The sequence below is a fragment of the Leptospiraceae bacterium genome, from assembly GCA_024233835.1.
In the GTDB taxonomy this organism is placed as follows: domain Bacteria; phylum Spirochaetota; class Leptospiria; order Leptospirales; family Leptospiraceae; genus JACKPC01.
In genome coordinates this window covers 217,919-237,166 of sequence record JACKPC010000007.1, presented here as the reverse complement: position 1 = coordinate 237,166, position 19,248 = coordinate 217,919, and the positions used below count along the sequence as shown (strand labels likewise).

Annotated in this window: 18 protein-coding genes; 10 read left to right on the top strand and 8 right to left on the bottom strand. The window is 37.8% G+C overall.

Annotated elements, in window-relative coordinates:
* Positions 1–7: 7 nt before the first annotated feature.
* Positions 8–2,674 (bottom strand): PAS domain S-box protein, encoded by a 2,667-nt coding sequence (locus tag H7A25_25175; GenBank protein ID MCP5503214.1) that lies wholly within the window; start codon positions 2,672–2,674, stop codon positions 8–10.
* 113 nt (positions 2,675–2,787) lie between these two features.
* Here H7A25_25175 and H7A25_25170 point away from each other — a divergent pair, with 113 nt between their 5' ends.
* The gene (locus H7A25_25170) at positions 2,788–4,011 is read left to right on the top strand and encodes an amidohydrolase family protein (GenBank protein ID MCP5503213.1); all 1,224 of its coding nucleotides are present in this window, start codon (positions 2,788–2,790) and stop codon (positions 4,009–4,011) included.
* Positions 4,012–4,036: 25 nt separating this feature from the next.
* On the opposite strand, the gene H7A25_25165 is transcribed toward H7A25_25170, so the two are convergent.
* The 6 genes from H7A25_25165 to H7A25_25140 all read right to left on the bottom strand — a co-directional run bounded on the left by H7A25_25165 (position 4,037) and on the right by H7A25_25140 (position 9,370).
* Entirely contained in the window at positions 4,037–4,729 is a 693-nt protein-coding gene (locus tag H7A25_25165; GenBank protein ID MCP5503212.1) for a leucyl/phenylalanyl-tRNA--protein transferase, read from the bottom strand.
* Positions 4,730–4,734: 5 nt separating this feature from the next.
* Complete coding sequence (locus H7A25_25160) at positions 4,735–5,943, bottom strand: CapA family protein (protein MCP5503211.1); 1,209 nt, start codon at positions 5,941–5,943, stop codon at positions 4,735–4,737.
* Entirely contained in the window at positions 5,933–7,012 is a 1,080-nt protein-coding gene (locus H7A25_25155) for a hypothetical protein (protein ID MCP5503210.1), read from the bottom strand. Before H7A25_25155 ends, H7A25_25160 begins: the two co-directional genes overlap by 11 nt.
* A gap of 284 nt (positions 7,013–7,296) precedes the next feature.
* Complete coding sequence (locus tag H7A25_25150) at positions 7,297–8,001, bottom strand: hypothetical protein (GenBank protein MCP5503209.1); 705 nt, start codon at positions 7,999–8,001, stop codon at positions 7,297–7,299.
* Between the two features lie 38 nt (positions 8,002–8,039).
* On the bottom strand, positions 8,040–8,618 hold the full coding sequence (locus H7A25_25145) for a D-sedoheptulose 7-phosphate isomerase (protein ID MCP5503208.1): 579 nt from the start codon (positions 8,616–8,618) through the stop codon (positions 8,040–8,042).
* Between the two features lie 8 nt (positions 8,619–8,626).
* Positions 8,627–9,370 carry a methyltransferase domain-containing protein gene (locus H7A25_25140; GenBank protein MCP5503207.1) on the bottom strand — a complete coding sequence of 248 codons (744 nt, stop codon included), beginning with the start codon at positions 9,368–9,370 and terminating at the stop codon, positions 8,627–8,629.
* A 73-nt stretch (positions 9,371–9,443) separates the two neighbouring features.
* On the opposite strand from H7A25_25140, the gene H7A25_25135 reads away from it, so the two are divergent.
* The 3 genes from H7A25_25135 to H7A25_25125 all read left to right on the top strand — a co-directional run bounded on the left by H7A25_25135 (position 9,444) and on the right by H7A25_25125 (position 13,466).
* Positions 9,444–10,730 (top strand): hypothetical protein, encoded by a 1,287-nt coding sequence (locus H7A25_25135; GenBank protein ID MCP5503206.1) that lies wholly within the window; start codon positions 9,444–9,446, stop codon positions 10,728–10,730.
* A 2-nt stretch (positions 10,731–10,732) separates the two neighbouring features.
* Positions 10,733–11,803 carry a hypothetical protein gene (locus H7A25_25130; GenBank protein ID MCP5503205.1) on the top strand — a complete coding sequence of 357 codons (1,071 nt, stop codon included), beginning with the start codon at positions 10,733–10,735 and terminating at the stop codon, positions 11,801–11,803.
* 76 nt (positions 11,804–11,879) lie between these two features.
* Positions 11,880–13,466 (top strand): DUF342 domain-containing protein, encoded by a 1,587-nt coding sequence (locus tag H7A25_25125; GenBank protein ID MCP5503204.1) that lies wholly within the window; start codon positions 11,880–11,882, stop codon positions 13,464–13,466.
* Here the strand turns inward: H7A25_25125 and mtnA are convergent.
* On the bottom strand, positions 13,463–14,557 hold the full coding sequence (mtnA, locus tag H7A25_25120) for an S-methyl-5-thioribose-1-phosphate isomerase (protein MCP5503203.1): 1,095 nt from the start codon (positions 14,555–14,557) through the stop codon (positions 13,463–13,465). The genes H7A25_25125 and mtnA overlap by 4 nt on opposite strands.
* Before the next feature lie 132 nt (positions 14,558–14,689).
* Between mtnA and H7A25_25115 the strand changes: the two genes are divergently transcribed.
* The 6 genes from H7A25_25115 to H7A25_25090 are packed head-to-tail and all read left to right on the top strand — an operon-like array spanning position 14,690 to position 19,235.
* A complete protein-coding gene (locus H7A25_25115) occupies positions 14,690–14,944 on the top strand; it encodes a DUF2061 domain-containing protein (protein MCP5503202.1) in 255 nt (84 codons plus the stop codon).
* Positions 14,945–14,971: 27 nt separating this feature from the next.
* Positions 14,972–15,688 (top strand): phosphoadenylyl-sulfate reductase, encoded by a 717-nt coding sequence (locus tag H7A25_25110; GenBank protein ID MCP5503201.1) that lies wholly within the window; start codon positions 14,972–14,974, stop codon positions 15,686–15,688.
* A 13-nt stretch (positions 15,689–15,701) separates the two neighbouring features.
* Entirely contained in the window at positions 15,702–16,607 is a 906-nt protein-coding gene (gene cysD, locus H7A25_25105) for a sulfate adenylyltransferase subunit CysD (GenBank protein ID MCP5503200.1), read from the top strand.
* Entirely contained in the window at positions 16,607–17,854 is a 1,248-nt protein-coding gene (locus H7A25_25100) for a 50S ribosome-binding GTPase (protein MCP5503199.1), read from the top strand. Before cysD ends, H7A25_25100 begins: the two co-directional genes overlap by 1 nt.
* Positions 17,855–17,856: 2 nt before the next feature.
* The gene (gene cobA / locus H7A25_25095; protein MCP5503198.1) at positions 17,857–18,627 is read left to right on the top strand and encodes a uroporphyrinogen-III C-methyltransferase; all 771 of its coding nucleotides are present in this window, start codon (positions 17,857–17,859) and stop codon (positions 18,625–18,627) included.
* 5 nt (positions 18,628–18,632) lie between these two features.
* Positions 18,633–19,235 (top strand): bifunctional precorrin-2 dehydrogenase/sirohydrochlorin ferrochelatase, encoded by a 603-nt coding sequence (locus H7A25_25090; GenBank protein MCP5503197.1) that lies wholly within the window; start codon positions 18,633–18,635, stop codon positions 19,233–19,235.
* The last annotated feature ends 13 nt before the right edge of the window (positions 19,236–19,248 follow it).

Sequence of the window (19,248 nt, the reverse complement as noted above, 5' to 3'; positions counted from 1 at the left end):
TGTAGTCCTATAGTAGAATACTATAGGCAGGAATATTTATATAAAAGATAGTTCCCTCATTTTCTTTAGATTCAAACCAGATTTTTCCTTTCATTTTTTCTACACAGGATTTCACAATATTTAAACCCAAACCAATTCCCGATATATTCTTCACATTACTGGCGCGAAAAAAGGATTTAAATAAACTATCATATTCCTTTTGCGGAATTCCGATTCCATAATCTTTTACTTGAATTAATATATCATCTTTATCTAATTCTAAGTAAACTTCTATACTCTTTTTTCCCGGAGAATACTTAATTGCATTTGTTATTAAGTTTTGCACAATAATTCGAAATAGACTATCATCGAGGCTATAAACCGTTTTACGATCTCCTTCTACTGAAAAAAGTATTTGGTGTGTTTTATAACTTATTTCAAGTTTTTCAATAATGTCCTGTATCGTATTAACAGGTTTCATTTCTACCGGATGATTGTTCAAACTATCTTCTTCAGACTGGTTGATTAAGATAACATCATCAAGCAAACCTATTAAATTATGAATGGCATCTTCTATATATTTAAAATACTTTTCTTTCTTTTCGTCATCAAGCCGATTCCCGTAAGACTTAATCAGATGAGAAGAATTCATTATAGTGGTAAGAGGAGTTCGGAATTCATGTGAAACCATCCGGATAAAACGTGACTTAAACTCATTGAGAGCAATTTCTTTTTTTAATAAATCTTTAACTCTTTCTTCCTCTTTTCTTCTCTCTGTAATGTCCCTTGAGATTCCAACAATCCCGATGACCTGCTCATCCGAAAAAAGCGGGTATTTATAGGTATCAAAAATTCTAACTTTTCCATTTTTATCAATCACTTCGACAGAACTATTATGAATGGTTTTCCCTTTTAGTACTTCCAGGTCCTCTTCTCGAAAGCCCTTGATTTCTCTTTCATCATCGCCAAAAACAATATTTTCATGAAAACCTATTTGTATATCACTTCTTCCTAAAATATCATCCGGATTCAAGTGCATATCTCTTGCAAAAGAATCATTTACTCGAAGGTAACGAAATTCCAGGTCCTTGATATAAATCCAGTCGGGAGAAGCATTGATGATAGTACTCAGCATTTTTCTTGAACTTTGTTCAACATTTAATAAATTCTTAATATTTCGTTCCGAAATCTTTTGCTGACTTACATCGATTATGGCTAATAATCTATACTTTCTTCCATCACTATAGGTAATAGAAGTCGCTTTAATGTCTATCCAAATATTATTTCCTTTCAGGGTTTTGACCTTCAGAGGTTTCTTGTTTGACATGGTATCTTTAGTAAAGAGCAGATGATAGAACCTTTTTTTTCTGGTTCCACTTAAGCCGGCAAACTGGTGGAAACTTTTAAAGTTGACATCTTCATTTTCACTAAAAATAGTTTTGAACTTCTGATTATATTCTTTTATATTCCCCTCTCTATCTAAAATACATATCCCTACTTGAACCAAATCAAATACGGAACTTAGAAGTTCTTGTTTTTCTTTAATTAGATTTTCTGTATATTTTTTTTCTGCAACATTTCGACCAACAGATAGAATAACAGGCATTCCATTCCATTCCATTTTCGTATATAACAACTGGACAGGATATAGCATTCCATCTTTTCGTTTATGCAAACATTCGAATTCCAAACGTTCCACCTCATCTTTTAAAAGTGGATCAATCAGTTTAAAAAATTCTTCCTTACTCATCCCTTCTTTTATCTCATAGGGATGTTTTAAAAAAATTTCTTCTTGCTCAAGGGCCAGGTTACTTAAAGCAGTTGAATTTGTATAAAGGTAACGAAAAGTTTCAAGTGATATAATATAAAATTCTTCAGAGGTAGAATCTAATATTTTAACTAATTCTTTTTTCTTTTCCCATTGCTTACTCGAAGTAATATCATTAAAAACCCAGAGGTTTCCTTCATATTCATTATCATGCGAAAAAAGAGGAATATACTCTAAAGAAAGAATTTTTCCCTCTTTATTTGTAAACTCTTCCCCCTTGAAATGATAGCGGTTTTCCGCCATCCACTGGTATTTCTCTTTTAAGTCAAAAGACTCCGCATAGTTTCCGGCTAAAAACTCCACTACCTCTAAAAATTTTTGAGGTATTTCGTAAGGTTTAAATCCTAAAACCGGGATAAAATGTGGATTCATATAGGTAATATATCCATCTTTATCCTCAAGACAAATTCCGGCAGGAAGATTCTCCATCAATTTCTGCATCCTCAGGTTAGCTGCCTGCAAAGCCTGACTTCTTTCGATTACTTCCTGATTCTGACGGGTTCTCTCGAGAGAGTATTTAATGGAGCGCTCTAATACATAGGAATTAATTTTCCCTTTCAGAAGGTAATCCTGGGCACCAAGAGAAATGGAATTTAAAGCCAGATCGTTGTCTCGGTTACCGGTAAGAATAATAAAGGTAGATTTCGGAGACCTTAATTTAAGAGCCTGAAAGGTATTTAAACCGCTGGAATCCGGTAGATTGAGATCTAAAAGAATAATGTCAGGAAAACCACTCGTTCTTATGTGCTCTAAAGCTGAAGCAAGATCCGACTCATGATGTAAATTATACTCAATTTGCGTATCTTTAAGAAGCTCTGTGACATAAAAACAATCGAATTCACTATCTTCAACCAGTAGTATATTCATTATTTTGATAGACCTGACTCTTTATTAATTTTCCAGTCTGTTTCCTATATTATACCGGTAAAAAATATTTGCAAGATATTTTGTATAAAACAAAACTCTTACAGGAGACAAAAATGCGACTCATTCAAAAATTCGGTTTTTTCTTACTTTTCCATATTTTCTTAGAATCCTGTATGTTTCGCTCATTCGGAGGAGCTTTTCACCCGGATCCTTCTTTTTCAAACTTGAGTAAAGAAGCAAAAGCCCTGGTTGCTGAGGCCTATAAAGGAATCAATGTAGAGAAGCTTGTAGATTTTCATACCCATATAATAGGAACGGGAACTTCCTGCAAAGATTGTTATATCAATCCAAATATGAAATCCATTTTTCATCCTGCTCATTTTCTTCGGTATAAAATATATTTAAGTACTCTCGGAGTAAAATCTGCCTCCCGTGCAGACGAAGAAGCCCTTCATAGACTCATAAACCTGATTCGCTCCAATCCTTACCATGGAAAGCATTATATTTTGGCTTTCGATAAACACTATAATCAGGATGGAACCGTAAATGAAGAGAAAACAGAATTTTATGTTCCGAATGAATATGTATATGCACTCTCTCAACAGTATCCCGATATTTTCCTTCCGGCGATTTCTGTTCATCCCTATAGAAAAGATGCTCTGGAACAAATAGACTATTGGGCAGAAAAAGGAGTCAGACTGATGAAATGGCTTCCCAATGCACAGGGAATGGATCCCTCTGATAAAAACATTATACCATTTTATAAGAAACTCATTGAGAAAAGAATAGTTCTTTTGAGCCATTCCGGGGAAGAAAAAGCAGTAGAAGCAGACGAATACCAGAAACTAGGAAACCCTCTTTTATTCAGACTGGCACTACAACTCGGAGTCCATGTTATCCTTGCTCACTGTGCCAGTCTGGGACAAAATTCAGATCTCGATACAAAAGAGTTGAGAACCATAGATAATTTTGTTTTATTCAGTCGACTTATGGAAGAAAAATTTAATGGGAAGCTATATGGAGATATTTCTGCTTTAAGTCTGGTAACAAGATTACCCAAACCTATCCTGACTGTATTGGAAAAAGAAGATTGGGCGAAAAAACTCGTGGATGGAAGTGATTATCCGATTCCGGCTGTTAATGTTTTAATTCACCTTGGCAAATTAGAAAAACTCAAACTCATTACAAAAAAAGAACGGGAACTTCTAAGAGAAATATACCAGGTAAACCCTCTACTCTTTGATTTTGTTCTAAAAAGAAGCCTGCGTCATCCTTCCAGCGGAAATCGTCTAAAACCAGAAATATTTGAAAACAAAGAAGGTATATTCCAATACTAAACTGTCTAACCTTCCTGTAATTTATTCAGGAGTTTCTTTCAGCATAATCAAGAGGAGAAATTTGTTCGAGGAGAGGAGGCTGCCACTTTGTAGGAACTTTTACTGCGTCTTTTAGCCTCGATAGATAAACCGATTTGGGAATCTCATAGGCTCCCAAATTCCAGGTGACCTCATTCAACTGCTGGGTATCAAAGAGGGTAAAACCGGACATATCCAGGGCTGAAAAGAGATAAGATAGGGCTACCTTACCGGCATCTGAACTAAAAGAAAACATACTTTCACCTGCAAAAAATTTCCCTATAGCGACACCGTACGCTCCGCCTACGAGGTTTCCGTAACTATCCCAGGCCTCAACACTATGGGCATAACCATCCCGGTGAAAATTTGTATATCCTTCAATAAAACCTTTGCTTATCCAGGTAGGTTCATAAACTCGCAGAGCACAACCTTTCATTACATCCGTAAAAGCTTCATTAAAAGTAATGGTATATAAACCTTTTTTAATCTTTCTTTTTACCGTACGGGAAATGTGCAAACCTTTAATATCAAAAATTGCCCTGGGGTTTAAGCAATACCAGCGGATCGGATTTTGTGACCAGGGAAATATTCCGTGACTGTAAGCATAAAACAGCCTCTCCGTACTAAAATCCCCTCCAATAGCCACCATATCGCTTTTTATCATTGAAGGATTACCAAAAAAAGATTCAAAATCTCTCACAGACATCAATCACCTCCTGCTACAAGTGGCTCCTCCAGAATTGAATGCTTTTTAAAATGTCCCTGTGTATCTTTATAAAATAATTCCATTTTCTTTGTATCGGATAGAGCCAGTTTTAACTCACCCTTTTCTTCTCTGTATTTATTAACGGGTAAAACATAGTAATTCCTTTTACCTTTTATCCAGTTACGATAAACCCAGACCGGTTCATAGCCTACAGAATGAATGGAATAGCTCACTTCTTTTTTTTCACCATAATCAATCAGCTTTTTTGAAATGGAAAAATTGAAGATGATACCTCCATCAGTGAATCTTCTGTGCTGGGCAGATACAAAATTACCCAGAGAGTAAATATGCAGGGTTTGCCTGTGTCTTCCCTTTTTATCCTTTCTTGTCTGTAAACCAAAAGGTTGTAGAACGTGAGGATGCCCACCGAGAACTACATCCGCTCCTTCTTCTAAAGCCAGTTCTACCATTTCTTTTTGAAACTTATCCGGAAGACGCAAATACTCTGTTCCGAAATGATAGTATACAAATATCATATCAAAGGACTGGCTTCTGGCGAGAAGGATATCTTTTTTTATTTGTTCTTTGTCTATCAGGTTCACTACAAAGTTTCCGGGTACGCGGATTCCGTTGGTACCGTATGTATAAGCAAATAATGCAATTCTTATACCATTTTTTTCTATAGTGTAAATGCGATTCTTCTCATATTCCTTTTTATTCTTATAGGTGCCGAGATGTCCGAGTCCCTGCTTATCAAGAGCCTCTATCGTGTGTTCCAGTCCAACTTTTCCCGTATCACAGGAATGATTATTGGAGGTGGTAAGAATATCAAAACCGGCTTTTTTTAAGGCTGAAGTTAGGGAGTCCGGGGTTCCGAAAGCCGGGTAGCCGGCATATAACTTAGGATTATTGGGAAGAGTTGTTTCGAGGTTGCCAATGGTAAAGTCTGCCCGGGAAAGATAGGGACTGATTTCTTTGAATACCGGTTCAAAATCATAGCACTTGCACTTTTTGTCATAAGCTGCATCCAGCTGGGTATTGTGAACCATAATATCTCCTACTACAGAAAAGCTGAGCGAGGATTGAGAGGTTTCGGGAGAAATTCTGCGAATGGTACTGGCACAATTTACAAACCAAAACGCTAAAAGAATAATTAAAATGCTTTTTTTTGGTACAACACTCTTATATTTCTCTTTTTTATTTTGCATATTTATTAATATCACCTGATTCTTTGACTCCTGCTTCCTCCGGACTGGCCTTCTGAATGGAAAAACCTTTCTCTAATTTGGTACGTCCATTCAGGAGATTTCGAAAACTTATTTTGGATTTATATCCCATCCATTTCTTGAAATTTTGCAGAGGGTGTAGGTTGTAATGGAAAGGATAGTCCGGGAAACGCTCGCCTTCTCCCTCCGGAAAACCAAAAATTCCTTTGGTAAAGGAGGTAATGGTTCTCAAAAGCACACTTTTTTCATCTACCGGTAGGGATAAAATATTGTCTCGAAACCCCTGCGGAAACTTTGTATACTCTTCTGCATTGGAAGTATATAAAATCCGAATAGGAATATTTAATTTCTTTGCTGAAAGGGAAATGGCCTGCATGGTCTTTTTCCCGGTTAAATCCCCCGGAATCGCCTGAATTCTACCCTTCTTAGCCAGTTCGTGTAAATAAGCATATTCCTTCTCTACATTGTGAAATGATTGCAAACCAAAACGCTTTGTCATATAATTCAGGTCTTTCAAACGAGAGGGAACTCCAACTTTTGTTGCCGCAATTTTCCAGGCCTGGTTAATCAGGTTAAAGTCTGAACCGGCTTCAAATTCTTTTTTTATCAGTTCATAGGAAGCTTTATTATTACTAAAAGACCAGAGTTTTAAAAATTCGGGATAAGTGGGGGCTGTTTTTAAAAATAAGATATGTATCTTATTCACCCTGACAATCACCGGGTCAAAATCCATGAGATAGGCAAATTCACTTCTGGCCTTTGCTATAAAGCTCAGATTCTGGTCCGTTCCCACACCGATATAGCCTCCACCGATATTTTCAATAGGTTTCATGAATAAATCAATCCTCATCTCGTTGGAAATTGGATAATGAGCAGCAAATAATTTACGTTCTTTAGGCAGTTCATCATAGCTGGATTCCGGGATTTGGAAAGCTTGAAGAATTTCGGCTTCTGTAGGCTTTTTCTCGATTTTCTTTTCAGGGCCGGAACAGGCGAGTAAAAGAAACAAGCCGGGAATTATACTGAAAATGACTCTTTTTTTCAAATTCATAGTCTTACCTTCGGATATTGGAAGTTATTACCCAAAACAGCGTTTGGTCTTACCAAGAAAAAATTTCAGGCCAAAAAAGAAAGAAAAACTTCTGAGAAAACGGTTGTGAATTTAGGACTATACGGAGTAAGATTAAACATAGCTATAAGATCATAAAACAGGCTTGTGAGATGGAGAAATGGTATTGTCCGCAACCGGTTGCTGAGCTATATACTGAGCGGAGAAGGTGCTCCCTGAGCGGAGCCGAAGGGCAGCAACCGCAAGGGGGCAAAGAGAAGTTGGTTTTAATTCGAATCTTTCTTGTTTCTTTTGAAACGATTCAAGGCACGTTTGAAGATACCTACTTTGTTGACTTTGTTGAAATGAGATTCTAATTTTTTAATGAAATGACTTTTGGGATCAATTTGTCTCATATCTTCGATATACTTCTGTGCTTTTTCGCTTTCTTTATTTTCTACGCAGTATCTTCCCATTACGTAAGCAAAGTTCAGAGCTTCCACGATATGGAAGGTATCCCGCGATGGATTAATGTCTCGGAATTTTGTAATATTACCCAGAATATGGGGAATTTCCTGAAAATTTCCCGCCTGTAAGGCTTCTTCCGCACTGGCCAGTTTTCCGAAAACAAATTCAGGGAACCTTTCTTTGGCTTTCCGAATGATATCCATTGCATTTTGTTTTTCATCTTCTGCCAGATAGGCTGTGTATAAAAAGTTATAAGCCATGGGTAGATCCGGATTTTCAGTGATGATTTCTTTTAATCTTTCAATTGTTTCTGCCGGTTTCTTTTGTAATTTGAAATACAGGTCTATCAGTTCAGAACGAAGTTCATCTTCCACTTTCCTTGTGGAATACATGGGATCCCAGGAAATACTAAAGGTACTGGTCTTTATTACTTTTTTAACTTCCGGTCTGACTTTTTTAGGAAGAATTGTTTCCCTTTCCGGTACATTGATGGGTGTTTTTTTTCTTCGACTTGACTTTCTCATATTTTTCCGTCTCTTTTTACTAAGTATAATTCCTTACTTTAATTTCCGAATAACTCTTTTTCAATACATGCACAAATTATGTGACCAAATAAAATATGACACTCCTGGATTCTCGGAGTGTCTCTCGAAGGAACTTTTAAACAAAAGTCACAGAGTTCTAACATTGCACCTCCGCTTTCCCCGGTGAATCCTATTGTTACTAAACCCTTTTCCCTGGCAATTGACAGAGCTCGTATAATATTCTTTGAATTGCCGGAAGTGGAAATTCCGATAAATATATCTCCTGAATTTCCATTAGCTTCTATTTGCCTGGCAAACACATGCTCATAACCATAGTCATTTCCGATGGCTGTTAGTGTGGAACTGTCCGTATTCAGAGCTATTGCAGCAAGGCCCGGCCTGTCAAAATAAAAACGAGAAATTAGTTCACCGGCAATATGTTGACTATCTGCAGCACTACCTCCGTTTCCGGCAATCAGGATTTTTCCTTTTTGTTTATAGACTTCTATCGCTTTCTGACTTATGTCCTGCAGGGTTTGAAGAATTTCTTTGTCTTCTATTGCTTTTTGTTTGGTGAAAATTGAATCTGTAAATTGTTTTTGTATGTAATCTTTCACTTGTTTACCTATTGCTTAAGAGCTAATATAACCATACGACTATCCGTTTGTGCAAAAGGTTTTTGCAAATAATTTCCGAATACCTTCAAAATTCTGAACTTGTGTTCTTCTAAAAGCTTTGTAATTTGCTCTTCGTAGAAAACTCTCATAATGTGTCTGTCTTTGATCACCTTTTCATCAAGGTTGTAGACAAAATTTACTTCTACAAGAATTTTTTCCTGATTCGGGTCTTCCTTTAAGCGGAAACCTCGATTCCTTTGAATGATGGTTTCTCCTATGCGAGAAGTACTGACAGTAGTAATAGGTTTTCTTTGAATTTGTTGAATAGGAAAAGCATTCCAGACTTCTAAAAGAAAAAGACCGGAACGCCCGAGGTTTTTCCAGATATTTCTTAAGGCAAAGGAAATATCTTTGTCTTCAATCAGGTAGTTGAAGGTACCAAAAAGACAGGAAATGCACTCAAACTGTCTCGCAGCAATAAAAGAGCGGATATCACCTATTTCAAACTGTCCCTGCGGAAACCGTTTCTGGGCTGTTTTTATCATTTCAGGAGAGGAGTCAATCCCATGGCAGGTAAAACCGAAATTTTGAAGAGCGTTGATATGTTCTCCGGTACCACAGCCCATATCCAGAAGAGATTTTATGCCCATTTTATCCAGAAGACTTTGGATAAATGTCACTTCGTTTGAGAAGTTTCGTCCCGGACTTTCAATCTGGTAGTAGTATTCGGCTAAGTCTTTATACAGCTTCATGGGGAATAATTATTTATATTTTTAAAAGGAAAATCTATTGAATCCAGGCAGTGCTGCCGTAATTTAGTATATAATGGCAGTAATTCTAAAGGCTCTTATATATACAATCTGTTTTTTTGCAAGTTTTTCTCTGTATCCGGAAGCACTAAACCGTCCTTCCGAAAATGAGATTTATCTCTGGGGTAGTATTATGTTTGTAATCTCCCTCGGTACTTTACTACTTCTGGTTTTTATTCTTTCGAAGTTTCAGGAAAAGAAATTTCCTACCATGGGCTACAATTTGCAGGACATGCCCGAATCAAAAGCAGAAACCGATCACAGAGAGAAAAGTTTCCTGAATAGTGTCAAGACCTGGCTAAAATCAGATAAGCCCATTATGGAGAAGAAAACACTTAAAGAGGAGAAGTTGTCTTCAGTTGAAGAAAGTGAATCCATCTTTGATACGGATTCTCTTTATTCGCCTATTTCAGATGAAGACTATAACCTGAAAACTTCAGCTAAAAGTGAAGCTTTTGACCTGGGTCATTCGGATGTTTTTTCTACCGGGAATTCCGAGTTTGATGATACCTGTAGTGAATTCTTGCACCTTATGTCTGCCTCGATTCCCTGTAGGATGGTGATTTTATTTATCAAAGAGGAAACACTTAGTTCTTATATGGAACTGAAGGGAGCTTTGATCCAAAAAACAAATGGAAAAGGAAGCATCGGAATCTCGGAAGATATGATGGAACATCTTGAGAAAAAACAGGGAGCTTATTCAGGAGAGCACACAGAAGCAGTTTTACCCATTTTATATAATTCCCAGCTTTTTGGAGCTGTTATGTTTTGCTTCGATTCTCCGGTAGAGCAGATTGATATTGCGAGGGTCTGGCCGGACATAAAAAAATATTCCGGAAAATTATACGAAACAAAAAACATTACCCATACTGAAGAGCGAGAACCTTCTCTCTATAATCTGGAAGACTTTTACCAGGATTTAAACCAGAGGTTCCAGGAAGCACATCCTCAAAACTTAACCCTCATTAAAATCTTGAAATCCAAACAGGTAACGGGAACTTTTTCCGTTTTAACGGCTAGTTTACCGGAATACGTTGGAAATGGGTATAAAGCTTACCGTATTTCAGTGGATACCATAGGTTTGTTTCTGGATATTGAAGGAAGGGATAAGTTCAGTAAATCCCTGCGTAAAATTCTTCCTAAGATGAAAAAAGATCTGGGAGAAGTTGAAATTTGTGTAGGAGCAGCTGATTTTCATTCAGGTATGAAAGGGGCTCAGAAATGGTATGAAAGGGCTTTAAATACCCTGAATGAAGCCATTGCCGTTGGACCGAATAATTACAGGCTCTATAAAGTTGATTAATTGTGTTTTCTATTGGGAATATTTTAAAAGCCCTTCCGTTTGTGCTTCGCTATGCGGGTATTCTCAATAGTGCTCAGATTTTTACTGAGGAATTTTTTTTAACTTCTATCCTCCGGGAAGGAAAGGAATACAGGGTTTTTTCCTATACCCCTATGGATCCGGAACCGGAAAAACTTCCGGGTATTTTATTGATACACGGTTTAAGTGCAAGAGGCATCGAAGATGAGAGAATTGTCGAACTTGCCAGAAATCTTTCCTCCCTCGGTTTTGTTGTTTTTACCCCGGAATTAGAAGAAATTACGCAGTTACAAATAATTCCTGAGTCTATAGAGAATATAACAGATTGTATTCTTTCCATAAAACATGAGCCCCATCGATTTGCTGTAGATAGACTGGGCTTTTTTTCGGTTAGTCTTTCCGGAGGAATGGGCCTTGTAGCTCTTGCGGACAGCCGAGTTCAGGGTTTAGTGAATGCTGCTTTAATTTTAGGAGCTTACTCGGACTTTGAAACTGTAATTCCCTATGTGCTGGAGCATTTCGAAGAAGACAATTATGCCGGTCTGGTTCTTTTGTATAATTATCTGGATAGGATTCAAGATGTGAGCCCGGAACTTAAAAAATTTCTTTTTGTAGCGGCTCTCGATAACGGTCTCAGAAGAGGAAAGGGTGAGTTAGAAGCCCCGGAGCTCTGGCAAAATTTAGAAGATGAAGATAAGGGTTTTATAAAAGACTTTTTTGAAAATTCCCTGTTCAGAAAAGAATTAGGGGAAAAAATTCAAAAATCCAGTCCGGAACTTTTGCGAGAACTTTCCCCTATATACTTTTTGGATCATTTAAAACTTCCTCTTGCCATTCTTCACGGGGAAAGTGACGCTGTCTTATCAGAAAAAGAAAGTATTCAGTTGGCAATCGAATTAAAAAAGAGAAAAACACCCTTTCTCCTGGAGATAACCGGGCTTTTATCCCATGGAGATACCCTGCCGATGTATAAACAATTAAAAGAAGTTCCGGGATTAGCAAATGGTTTTGGATATTTCTTTACAAATTTATCGTCTAAAAATACGATAGGGTGAAAAGCTTGCTTTTATTTTTATAAAAACTTTTCCTGAATAGGATCGATTAATAAAGTTATAAGCCGAAGAGTAGAATATGGGAACAGAAGAACCACAAAACGAAGAACTGGAAGAAAAGCAAAATATCGAAGAGCAGGTTCCTGAAGATCCGGGAGAAAGATTGGTAGGCGGTAAAAAGTCACTTGACCCGACTACTTTTTTTACAATCGATATTGCAAAAGATTTAATGTCTGCCCATTTAATTATAGATGCAGAGTCTATAAAACTTGACGAAGTTTCTTCTCCTATGGTTCAACAATTTTTATCCCGCTCCGGATTAGATCCCGATTTAATTGATTATACCTCCATTAATTATGTCTTTGCTGAAATCAATCGCATGAAGTCGGGGCAGTCCAAGCCCGGGATTATCAAAACTCTTGTATCTCGTGGGAAGCAGCCCGAGAAGGGACGTGATGGCTGGTTAAAGTATTTTTTCCCGATTAATCAGAGAGTAGTGATTAAGGATGATGGTTCAGCTGACTTCCGAAATATAGATAAGTATGTTTCTATAAAAACCGGTGAAAAAATTGCGACGGTTTTTCACGGTCTTGTCGGAAAGCCGGGCAGGGATGTAAAAGGAGGTCTGATTCAGGCTCCTCCTATTGACAGGCCCAAGCTAATCGTTGGAAAAAATATTAACTCTCAGGACAGAGAAGAGTATACAGAACTTACCGAAGTTTTAAAATATACCGATTATCTTGCTACCTGTGATGGAGTTTTATACGCACAGGAAGGTTCTATTTCTGTTTCCCCGGAGCTGGAGATCAATTCAAATGTTGGATTGTCTACAGGTAATATAACATTTGATGGAACCATTAATATACGGGGTACGGTTGAAGACGGTTCGAAGGTAGAATCTACCGGCAATTTATTTGTTTCCGAGAACATTGAGACTTCCCAGGTAGTTGTTGGAGGAGATCTTATGGTTAAGGGTGGGATTAAGACCAATTCGAAAGGAGTGATTAAGGTTGCGGGGAGTCTTAGGTCTAAATTTATAGAGAATTCCGTTTTGGAAGTAGATGGAGATGTCTATGTTGATTTCTCCATTTTAAATTCTAAAATTTATACCCTCGGTAGTGTAATTATGACCGGGAAATCAAATGCAATCATCGGTTCGGAGATTACCTGCTACGGCGGTCTTTCTGCTCATAATCTGGGTTCTAATGCAGGTTTAAACGTTCATATAGAAACCGGAGTTCATTACAAGAACGAGAGATTATTCATCGAGTTACAGGAGCAAATTAAACTTTCCGAGAAAGAGCTGGATAAAGTTATCCCTAAAATCCAGCAAATGAAAATTTTTATTCAAAAAAGTCGAGGAAAGCTGGATAACCAGAGAAAGCTTCAGTTTCAAAAGGTTTTTGAAGAATACAAAAAACGTGAAAACATGCATAAAATGCTCGTTGCCAAGCATGAGGATCTGAAAACCGGAAGGTTTAACCTTGAGAAAGTGAACCTGGTGGTAAGAAATACAGCTTTCCCGGGAACTGTCATTAAATACAGGAGACAGGTCGAAAGAATCAGTAAAGAGCAGAGTGCTTTTATGATGAATTTCTTTCCCGGTCAGGATCATGCCGCCATGACAGCCATCAGCGGCAAGCATAAGAAATCAAAAGCAGACTAAGGTTGTAAAACCGAAAGTACAGATTCTTTTGTCGGATGAAGGATGATTCCTTTATCCGTGATGATTCCCCTGATATTTTTAGCCGGAGTAACATCAAAGGAAGGGTTCAGAGCTTTTGCTCCCATAGGAGCTATTACTCCTTGCGGTATTACTGGTGTTCCGTCTTCTTTTTTTAAAAAAGCCATGCGGGTTAGCTCATCTTCCGGTCTCATTTCTATGATAATCTCATCGCCGGACTCTATCTGTAAATCAAAACTGGTATGAGGAGCTGCTACATAAAAAGGAACACCATGCTCCCTGGCGATAATAGAAAGCGGATAGGTTCCGATTTTATTGGCTGTATCCCCGTTGAGGGCAATTCTATCGGCACCAACGATGATAGCATCAATCTTTCGATCTTTCATTAACCAGCCGGCCATATTATCTGCAATGAGATAATAGGGAATGCCTTCTTCTTCCAATTCCCAGGCAGTTAAGCGAGAACCCTGGTTATAGGGTCGGGTTTCGTCTACATATACGGTTATTTCAAATCCCTCATCTTTCAGGGCTCGGATTACTCCGAGAGCGGTGCCAATTCCGGCAGTCGCCAGGGCTCCCGTATTACAATGTGTTAGGATAGAAAGTTTCTTTTGGGAGATATAGAAAAGTTTGCTTCCATTACGGGCAATCGCCTGATTTGTCTCAAGGTCTTTTTTATAGAAGTTTATAGCGAAAGATTCGGTTTTTTCTTGTAGTTCGGATAATTTTAGGGCCTCGTAAGTCTCTTCTGGAATTTCCTGAATCAGGCTGTCCAGTGCCTGTTTGAGGTTTACAGCGGTAGGTCTCGCTGATTCAAGGTAGCTTAAAACTTTTTGAAACTCTTCGAAGGAAGGTTTCTTAGTTTGAGATTTTAAGAAAAGAACCGGGCCAAAAAGAGAAGTTACACCTATAGCTGGAGCTCCTCTTACCACCATATTTCGAATGGAATCAAAAACATCCTCATGGCTTTTGCAATTTATAAAAACTTTTCTCGCCGGGAGCAAACGCTGATCCAGTAACTGAAGCTGGTTATTTTCCCAGATAATACACTTTAAACTCTGTAATTGATTCATATAACCAGTTCTTCGGTTTCTTCCCTGTCCGCAAATAAAAAAAATGGAATTAAGTTGATTATCCTCTAATTTAGTTGACAAATAATCTGTTATATTAAATAACAGATTAAAATAACAGAGTGGTATGAAGCCATGGAAGATGAACGACTGGTAGAAATCAAAGAAAAACCCATACGCAGTGTCATTAAAGCCATTTCCTGGAGAATTACAGGAACGATGGATACGATTCTCATTTCTTTTTTATTGACCGGAAGCCCGAAAGCAGCTTTTTCTATCGGTCTTGCCGAGCTATTTACAAAAATGCTCTTATACTATACGCATGAGAGAGTCTGGTCCAAATTGAAGTTTGGAAGAGAAGTGGTTCCTCATCCGGAATACGAAATTTAGGAGAACAAATTGGAAGAAGAAGAAATACTGAAAGAAGAAGTAGAAGAATTACTCAGTCATTTAAACGAGGAAATTTCCTCTCTCTCAGCCTTAGAGGGGATGAAGTATTTAGCAGAAGAATTTTCCGGACAGGTAACTTTTTCTACAAGCCTTGGTCTGGAGGATCAGGTGCTTACAGATATCATATTCAAGAATCATTTACCAATTCGCGTTTTTACCCTCGATACGGGTCGTCATTTTGAAGAAACGTATGAAGTTTTAAATATGACTAATATCGAATATAAGAAAAAGATTGAAGTTATTTTTCCTGATCATAAAGAAGTAGAGAATCTACTTACCCAAAAAGGTCCCTTTAGCTTTTATGATTCTGTGGAGAGCCGCAAGGAGTGTTGCCATGTTCGTAAAGTCTTACCTTTAAAAAGGGCTCTTTCCGGTTATCATATCTGGATTACCGGCATTCGTTCTGAGCAAAATGAGAACAGGAAAAATTTACTTAAATTTGAATGGGATGAATCCAATGTAATTATTAAATATCATCCGATCCTAAATTGGAGTCTCACAGAAGTTCAAAACTATATCTCGGAAAACAAGGTTCCTGTGAATAGCCTGCATCAAAAAGGTTACCCGAGTATTGGTTGTGCACCCTGTACCAGAGCTGTTAAAGAGGGAGAGGATATACGCTCCGGTCGCTGGTACTGGGAAAAAGAAGGCCTGAAAGAATGCGGTCTTCATTTACATTCTTAAATCGGTGAATCATATGAGTACATATAAATTAGATTATCTGGAAGAATTAGAATCTGAATCTATTTACATTATGAGAGAAGTGGCTGCCCAGTTTGAAAACCCGGTGCTTCTTTTTTCCGGTGGTAAAGATTCGATTACCCTGATCCATCTGGCAAAAAAAGCCTTCTGGCCGGCTAAGATACCTTTTCCTCTTATGCACATAGACACAGGCCATAACTTCCCGGAAGCTCTTTTGTATCGAGATAAGTTGGTTGCCGAGATTGGAGCTAAATTGATTGTGCGTTTAGTTCAGGATTCTATTGATAAGGGTCGTGTCAAAGAAGAAAGTGGAAAATACGCAAGTCGTAATGCCCTGCAAACCAGGACTCTTCTGGATTCTATAGAAGAGTTGAAGATCGATGCCTGTATCGGTGGTGCGAGACGGGATGAAGAAAAAGCCAGGGCTAAAGAACGAATTTTTTCTGTAAGGGATGAGTTCGGAAGCTGGGAACCACGTCTTCAGAGACCGGAATTATGGAACTTATATAATGGAAAGATTCATAAAGGTGAGAATGTTCGTATCTTCCCTATTAGCAACTGGACCGAATTGGACGTCTGGAACTACATTAAAAGGGAAAATATAGAACTTCCTTCTTTATATTTTTCTCATAAACGAAAATGCTTTTATAGGGATGGTCTTATCTATCCGGTTTCTGATTATATCTATATGGATGAAAATGATAAGCCGGAAGAAATGATAGTTCGATTTAGAACCGTTGGTGACATGAGTTGTACGGCTGCTGTAGAATCGAGGGCTGATAAGTTAGACGATATTATCTCGGAAATTCGTGAATCCAAAACAACTGAGAGGGGAAGCCGACTGGATGATAAGCGTTCCGAAGCTGCCATGGAAGAAAGAAAAAGAGGAGGATATTTCTGATGGAATTACTGCGTTTTATAACCGCCGGAAGTGTGGATGATGGAAAAAGTACTCTCATTGGAAGAATGCTTTATGATACAGGTTCTGTACTTCAGGATCAATTGGAAGCAATCCAGAGAAGCAGTGAAAAGTTGGGATTTCTCAATCTGGCTCTTTTGACCGATGGACTGAAAGCGGAAAGAGAACAGGGCATTACAATTGATGTGGCCTATAAGTATTTTTCTACCGATAAGCGTAAGTTCATTATAGCAGACGCTCCGGGACATATTCAATACACGAGAAATATGATTACAGGTGCATCAAATTCTAACCTTGCCATCATCTTAGTAGATGCCAGAAAAGGTGTGATAGAACAAACCTACAGGCATTCTTACATTGCATCTTTGGTAAAAATTCCTCATATCGTGGTTTGCATTAACAAGATGGATCTGGTAGATTATTCAGAAGAAATCTTTAATAGGATTAAAGAAGAGTTCAATTCTTTTGCAGCTCGACTCGATATCAAAGATATAGAGTTTATACCGGTAAGTGCTTTAAATGGTGATAATGTGGTGGAGCACTCAAAGAATATGCCCTGGTATGAAGGAAGAAGCCTTTTGCATCATTTAGAAAATGTGCATATTGAAAGTGATTATGATTTTGTAGAAGGAAGGTTTCCCGTCCAATTTGTGATTCGTCCCCAGTCAGGAGAGTATAAGGACTTTAGAGGATACGCAGGACAAATTGCCGGTGGTATTTTTAGAAAAGGAGATTCCATTATTGTGCAACCTTCCGGTTTTGGAAGTAAGATAAAGGCGATTCATTTTTCAGGAAGAGAAATTGAGGAAGCCTTTCCTCCTATGTCGGTAACAATTACTCTTGAAGATGATATTGATGTCAGTCGCGGTGATATGATTATTCAAAAAGAAAATCAGCCACAAAAAGAACAGGATATTACTGCTTATATTTGCTGGATGGATACAGGTAAAATTGGTGAAAATTCTCGTTTTATACTTCAACATACCAGTAACCGGGTTAAATGTATTTTAAAAACGATTGCTCATAAGATCAATATCAACACCTTTGAGGAAGTCCAAAACGATAAGGAATTGCATTTAAATGATATTGCCAAGGTTCAAATACGCACCGCGTCTCCCGTGATGTATGACGAATACCGAATTAACCGTGAAACGGGGAGTTTTATCTTGATTGATGAAGCAACAAACCTGACCGCTGCGGCCGGGGTTATAACAGGAAAAGGAATCTAAACGTGGATATAGGGTTTGTAAGCCTTGTAGGGGCCGGGCCGGGTGACCCGGAGCTAATTAGCCTGAAAGGTTTTAAAGCTATTCAAAAAGCTGAGCTTATTCTTTATGATGCACTTTTATGCGAATCCTATAAGGAACTTTTTCCGAAATCTTCAGAAAGTATATTTGTAGGAAAAAGATGCGGTAAACATTCTCACAGCCAGGAAGAAATTAATCACTTACTTGTGTTAGAAGCCAAACGTGGTAAAAGAGTGCTTCGTCTGAAAGGGGGTGACCCCTTTCTTTTCGGTAGAGGAGGGGAGGAAGTTCTGGCCCTTATAGAGAACGAAATTCCCTACGAGATAATCCCCGGTATTAGCTCTGCCCAGGCAGCCTCTGCACAATTTCAAATTCCCCTTACCCATAGAGGTCTATCCCGAAAAGTCTTATACTTAAATGGACACGGAATACTTAAACAAAGTCCTTCTGAATGGAAGGAACTTGCAGACTTCAAAGGTACAATTGTTATTTTTATGGGAATGAATCGTATTCAAGATATTGCGAATATTTTAATTCACTATGGAGCTAAACCGGAAACTCCTATTTCTATCATGGAAAATGTAAGTTTTCCGGGTTCTACCATGAGCTTTTCATCTCTTTCAAATATGGCAATAAACGGGAATAGACCAAAGACTACCGGTCCCGGTATTATTGTGATAGGAGAAGTTGTAAAGTTTGCACTAAATATAGAAAATTTAGAATATAAGAGTTTTCTAAAAGTCTCGAACTTTTAAACATTATGAATCGAGAGAATAAACTCTTTCCTATTTTTTTAAACCTGCATAAACGAAGAGTTTTAATTGTAGGTGGAGGAAAGGTAGCCCTTGAAAAACTTTATAGTCTTTCAAGCAGTGGTGCCTGTATAAGTGTAGTAGGAAAAATAATTCTTCCGGAAATAAAATCTTTCAAAATGGAACAATGTAGCCTCGATTATATGGAAAGGGAATTTAAAGAAAGTGATTTAGTAGGAATAGATCTTTTATTCAGTGCAACAAATAATTCTAAAGTAAATCAGAGTATTACTGATTTAGCTAAAAAACATAAAATCTGGGCAAATTCGGTAGACGATCCCCTTCATTGCGATTTCTTCTCCGCAGCAGTATTCGACAGGGGACCGGTTCGCATAGCCCTTTCAACTGATGGTAAATTTGCCGGTCTTTCCGGAAGTCTAAAAAGAACTTTGGAGAAACTCATTCCGGAAGAGTCCGATGAGGATTTTCAAAAACTTATGGATTTAAGAACGAAAATTAAACTCATAGAACCAAACGCACAGAAAAGGTCGGATATTTTAAAAGGTATTATTCGAGAACTTGAATATAAATATTTTACTGTAGAAAAATAATAAGATAATTCAG

What these genes read in the sequence shown, in the direction of transcription:
- H7A25_25100 (MCP5503199.1), top strand. Translation starts at nt 16,607, where the DNA reads ATGGAATTACTGCGTTTTATAACCGCCGGAAGTGTGGATGATGGAAAA.
- H7A25_25090 (MCP5503197.1), top strand. Translation starts at nt 18,633, where the DNA reads ATGAATCGAGAGAATAAACTCTTTCCTATTTTTTTAAACCTGCATAAA.
- H7A25_25125 (MCP5503204.1), top strand. Translation starts at nt 11,880, where the DNA reads ATGGGAACAGAAGAACCACAAAACGAAGAACTGGAAGAAAAGCAAAAT.
- H7A25_25140 (MCP5503207.1), bottom strand. Translation starts at nt 9,370, where the DNA reads ATGAAGCTGTATAAAGACTTAGCCGAATACTACTACCAGATTGAAAGT.
- cysD (MCP5503200.1), top strand. Translation starts at nt 15,702, where the DNA reads ATGAGTACATATAAATTAGATTATCTGGAAGAATTAGAATCTGAATCT.
- H7A25_25150 (MCP5503209.1), bottom strand. Translation starts at nt 8,001, where the DNA reads ATGAGAAAGTCAAGTCGAAGAAAAAAAACACCCATCAATGTACCGGAA.
- H7A25_25175 (MCP5503214.1), bottom strand. Translation starts at nt 2,674, where the DNA reads ATGAATATACTACTGGTTGAAGATAGTGAATTCGATTGTTTTTATGTC.
- H7A25_25135 (MCP5503206.1), top strand. Translation starts at nt 9,444, where the DNA reads ATGGCAGTAATTCTAAAGGCTCTTATATATACAATCTGTTTTTTTGCA.
- H7A25_25170 (MCP5503213.1), top strand. Translation starts at nt 2,788, where the DNA reads ATGCGACTCATTCAAAAATTCGGTTTTTTCTTACTTTTCCATATTTTC.
- H7A25_25155 (MCP5503210.1), bottom strand. Translation starts at nt 7,012, where the DNA reads ATGAATTTGAAAAAAAGAGTCATTTTCAGTATAATTCCCGGCTTGTTT.
- H7A25_25115 (MCP5503202.1), top strand. Translation starts at nt 14,690, where the DNA reads ATGGAAGATGAACGACTGGTAGAAATCAAAGAAAAACCCATACGCAGT.
- H7A25_25160 (MCP5503211.1), bottom strand. Translation starts at nt 5,943, where the DNA reads ATGCAAAATAAAAAAGAGAAATATAAGAGTGTTGTACCAAAAAAAAGC.
- mtnA (MCP5503203.1), bottom strand. Translation starts at nt 14,557, where the DNA reads ATGAATCAATTACAGAGTTTAAAGTGTATTATCTGGGAAAATAACCAG.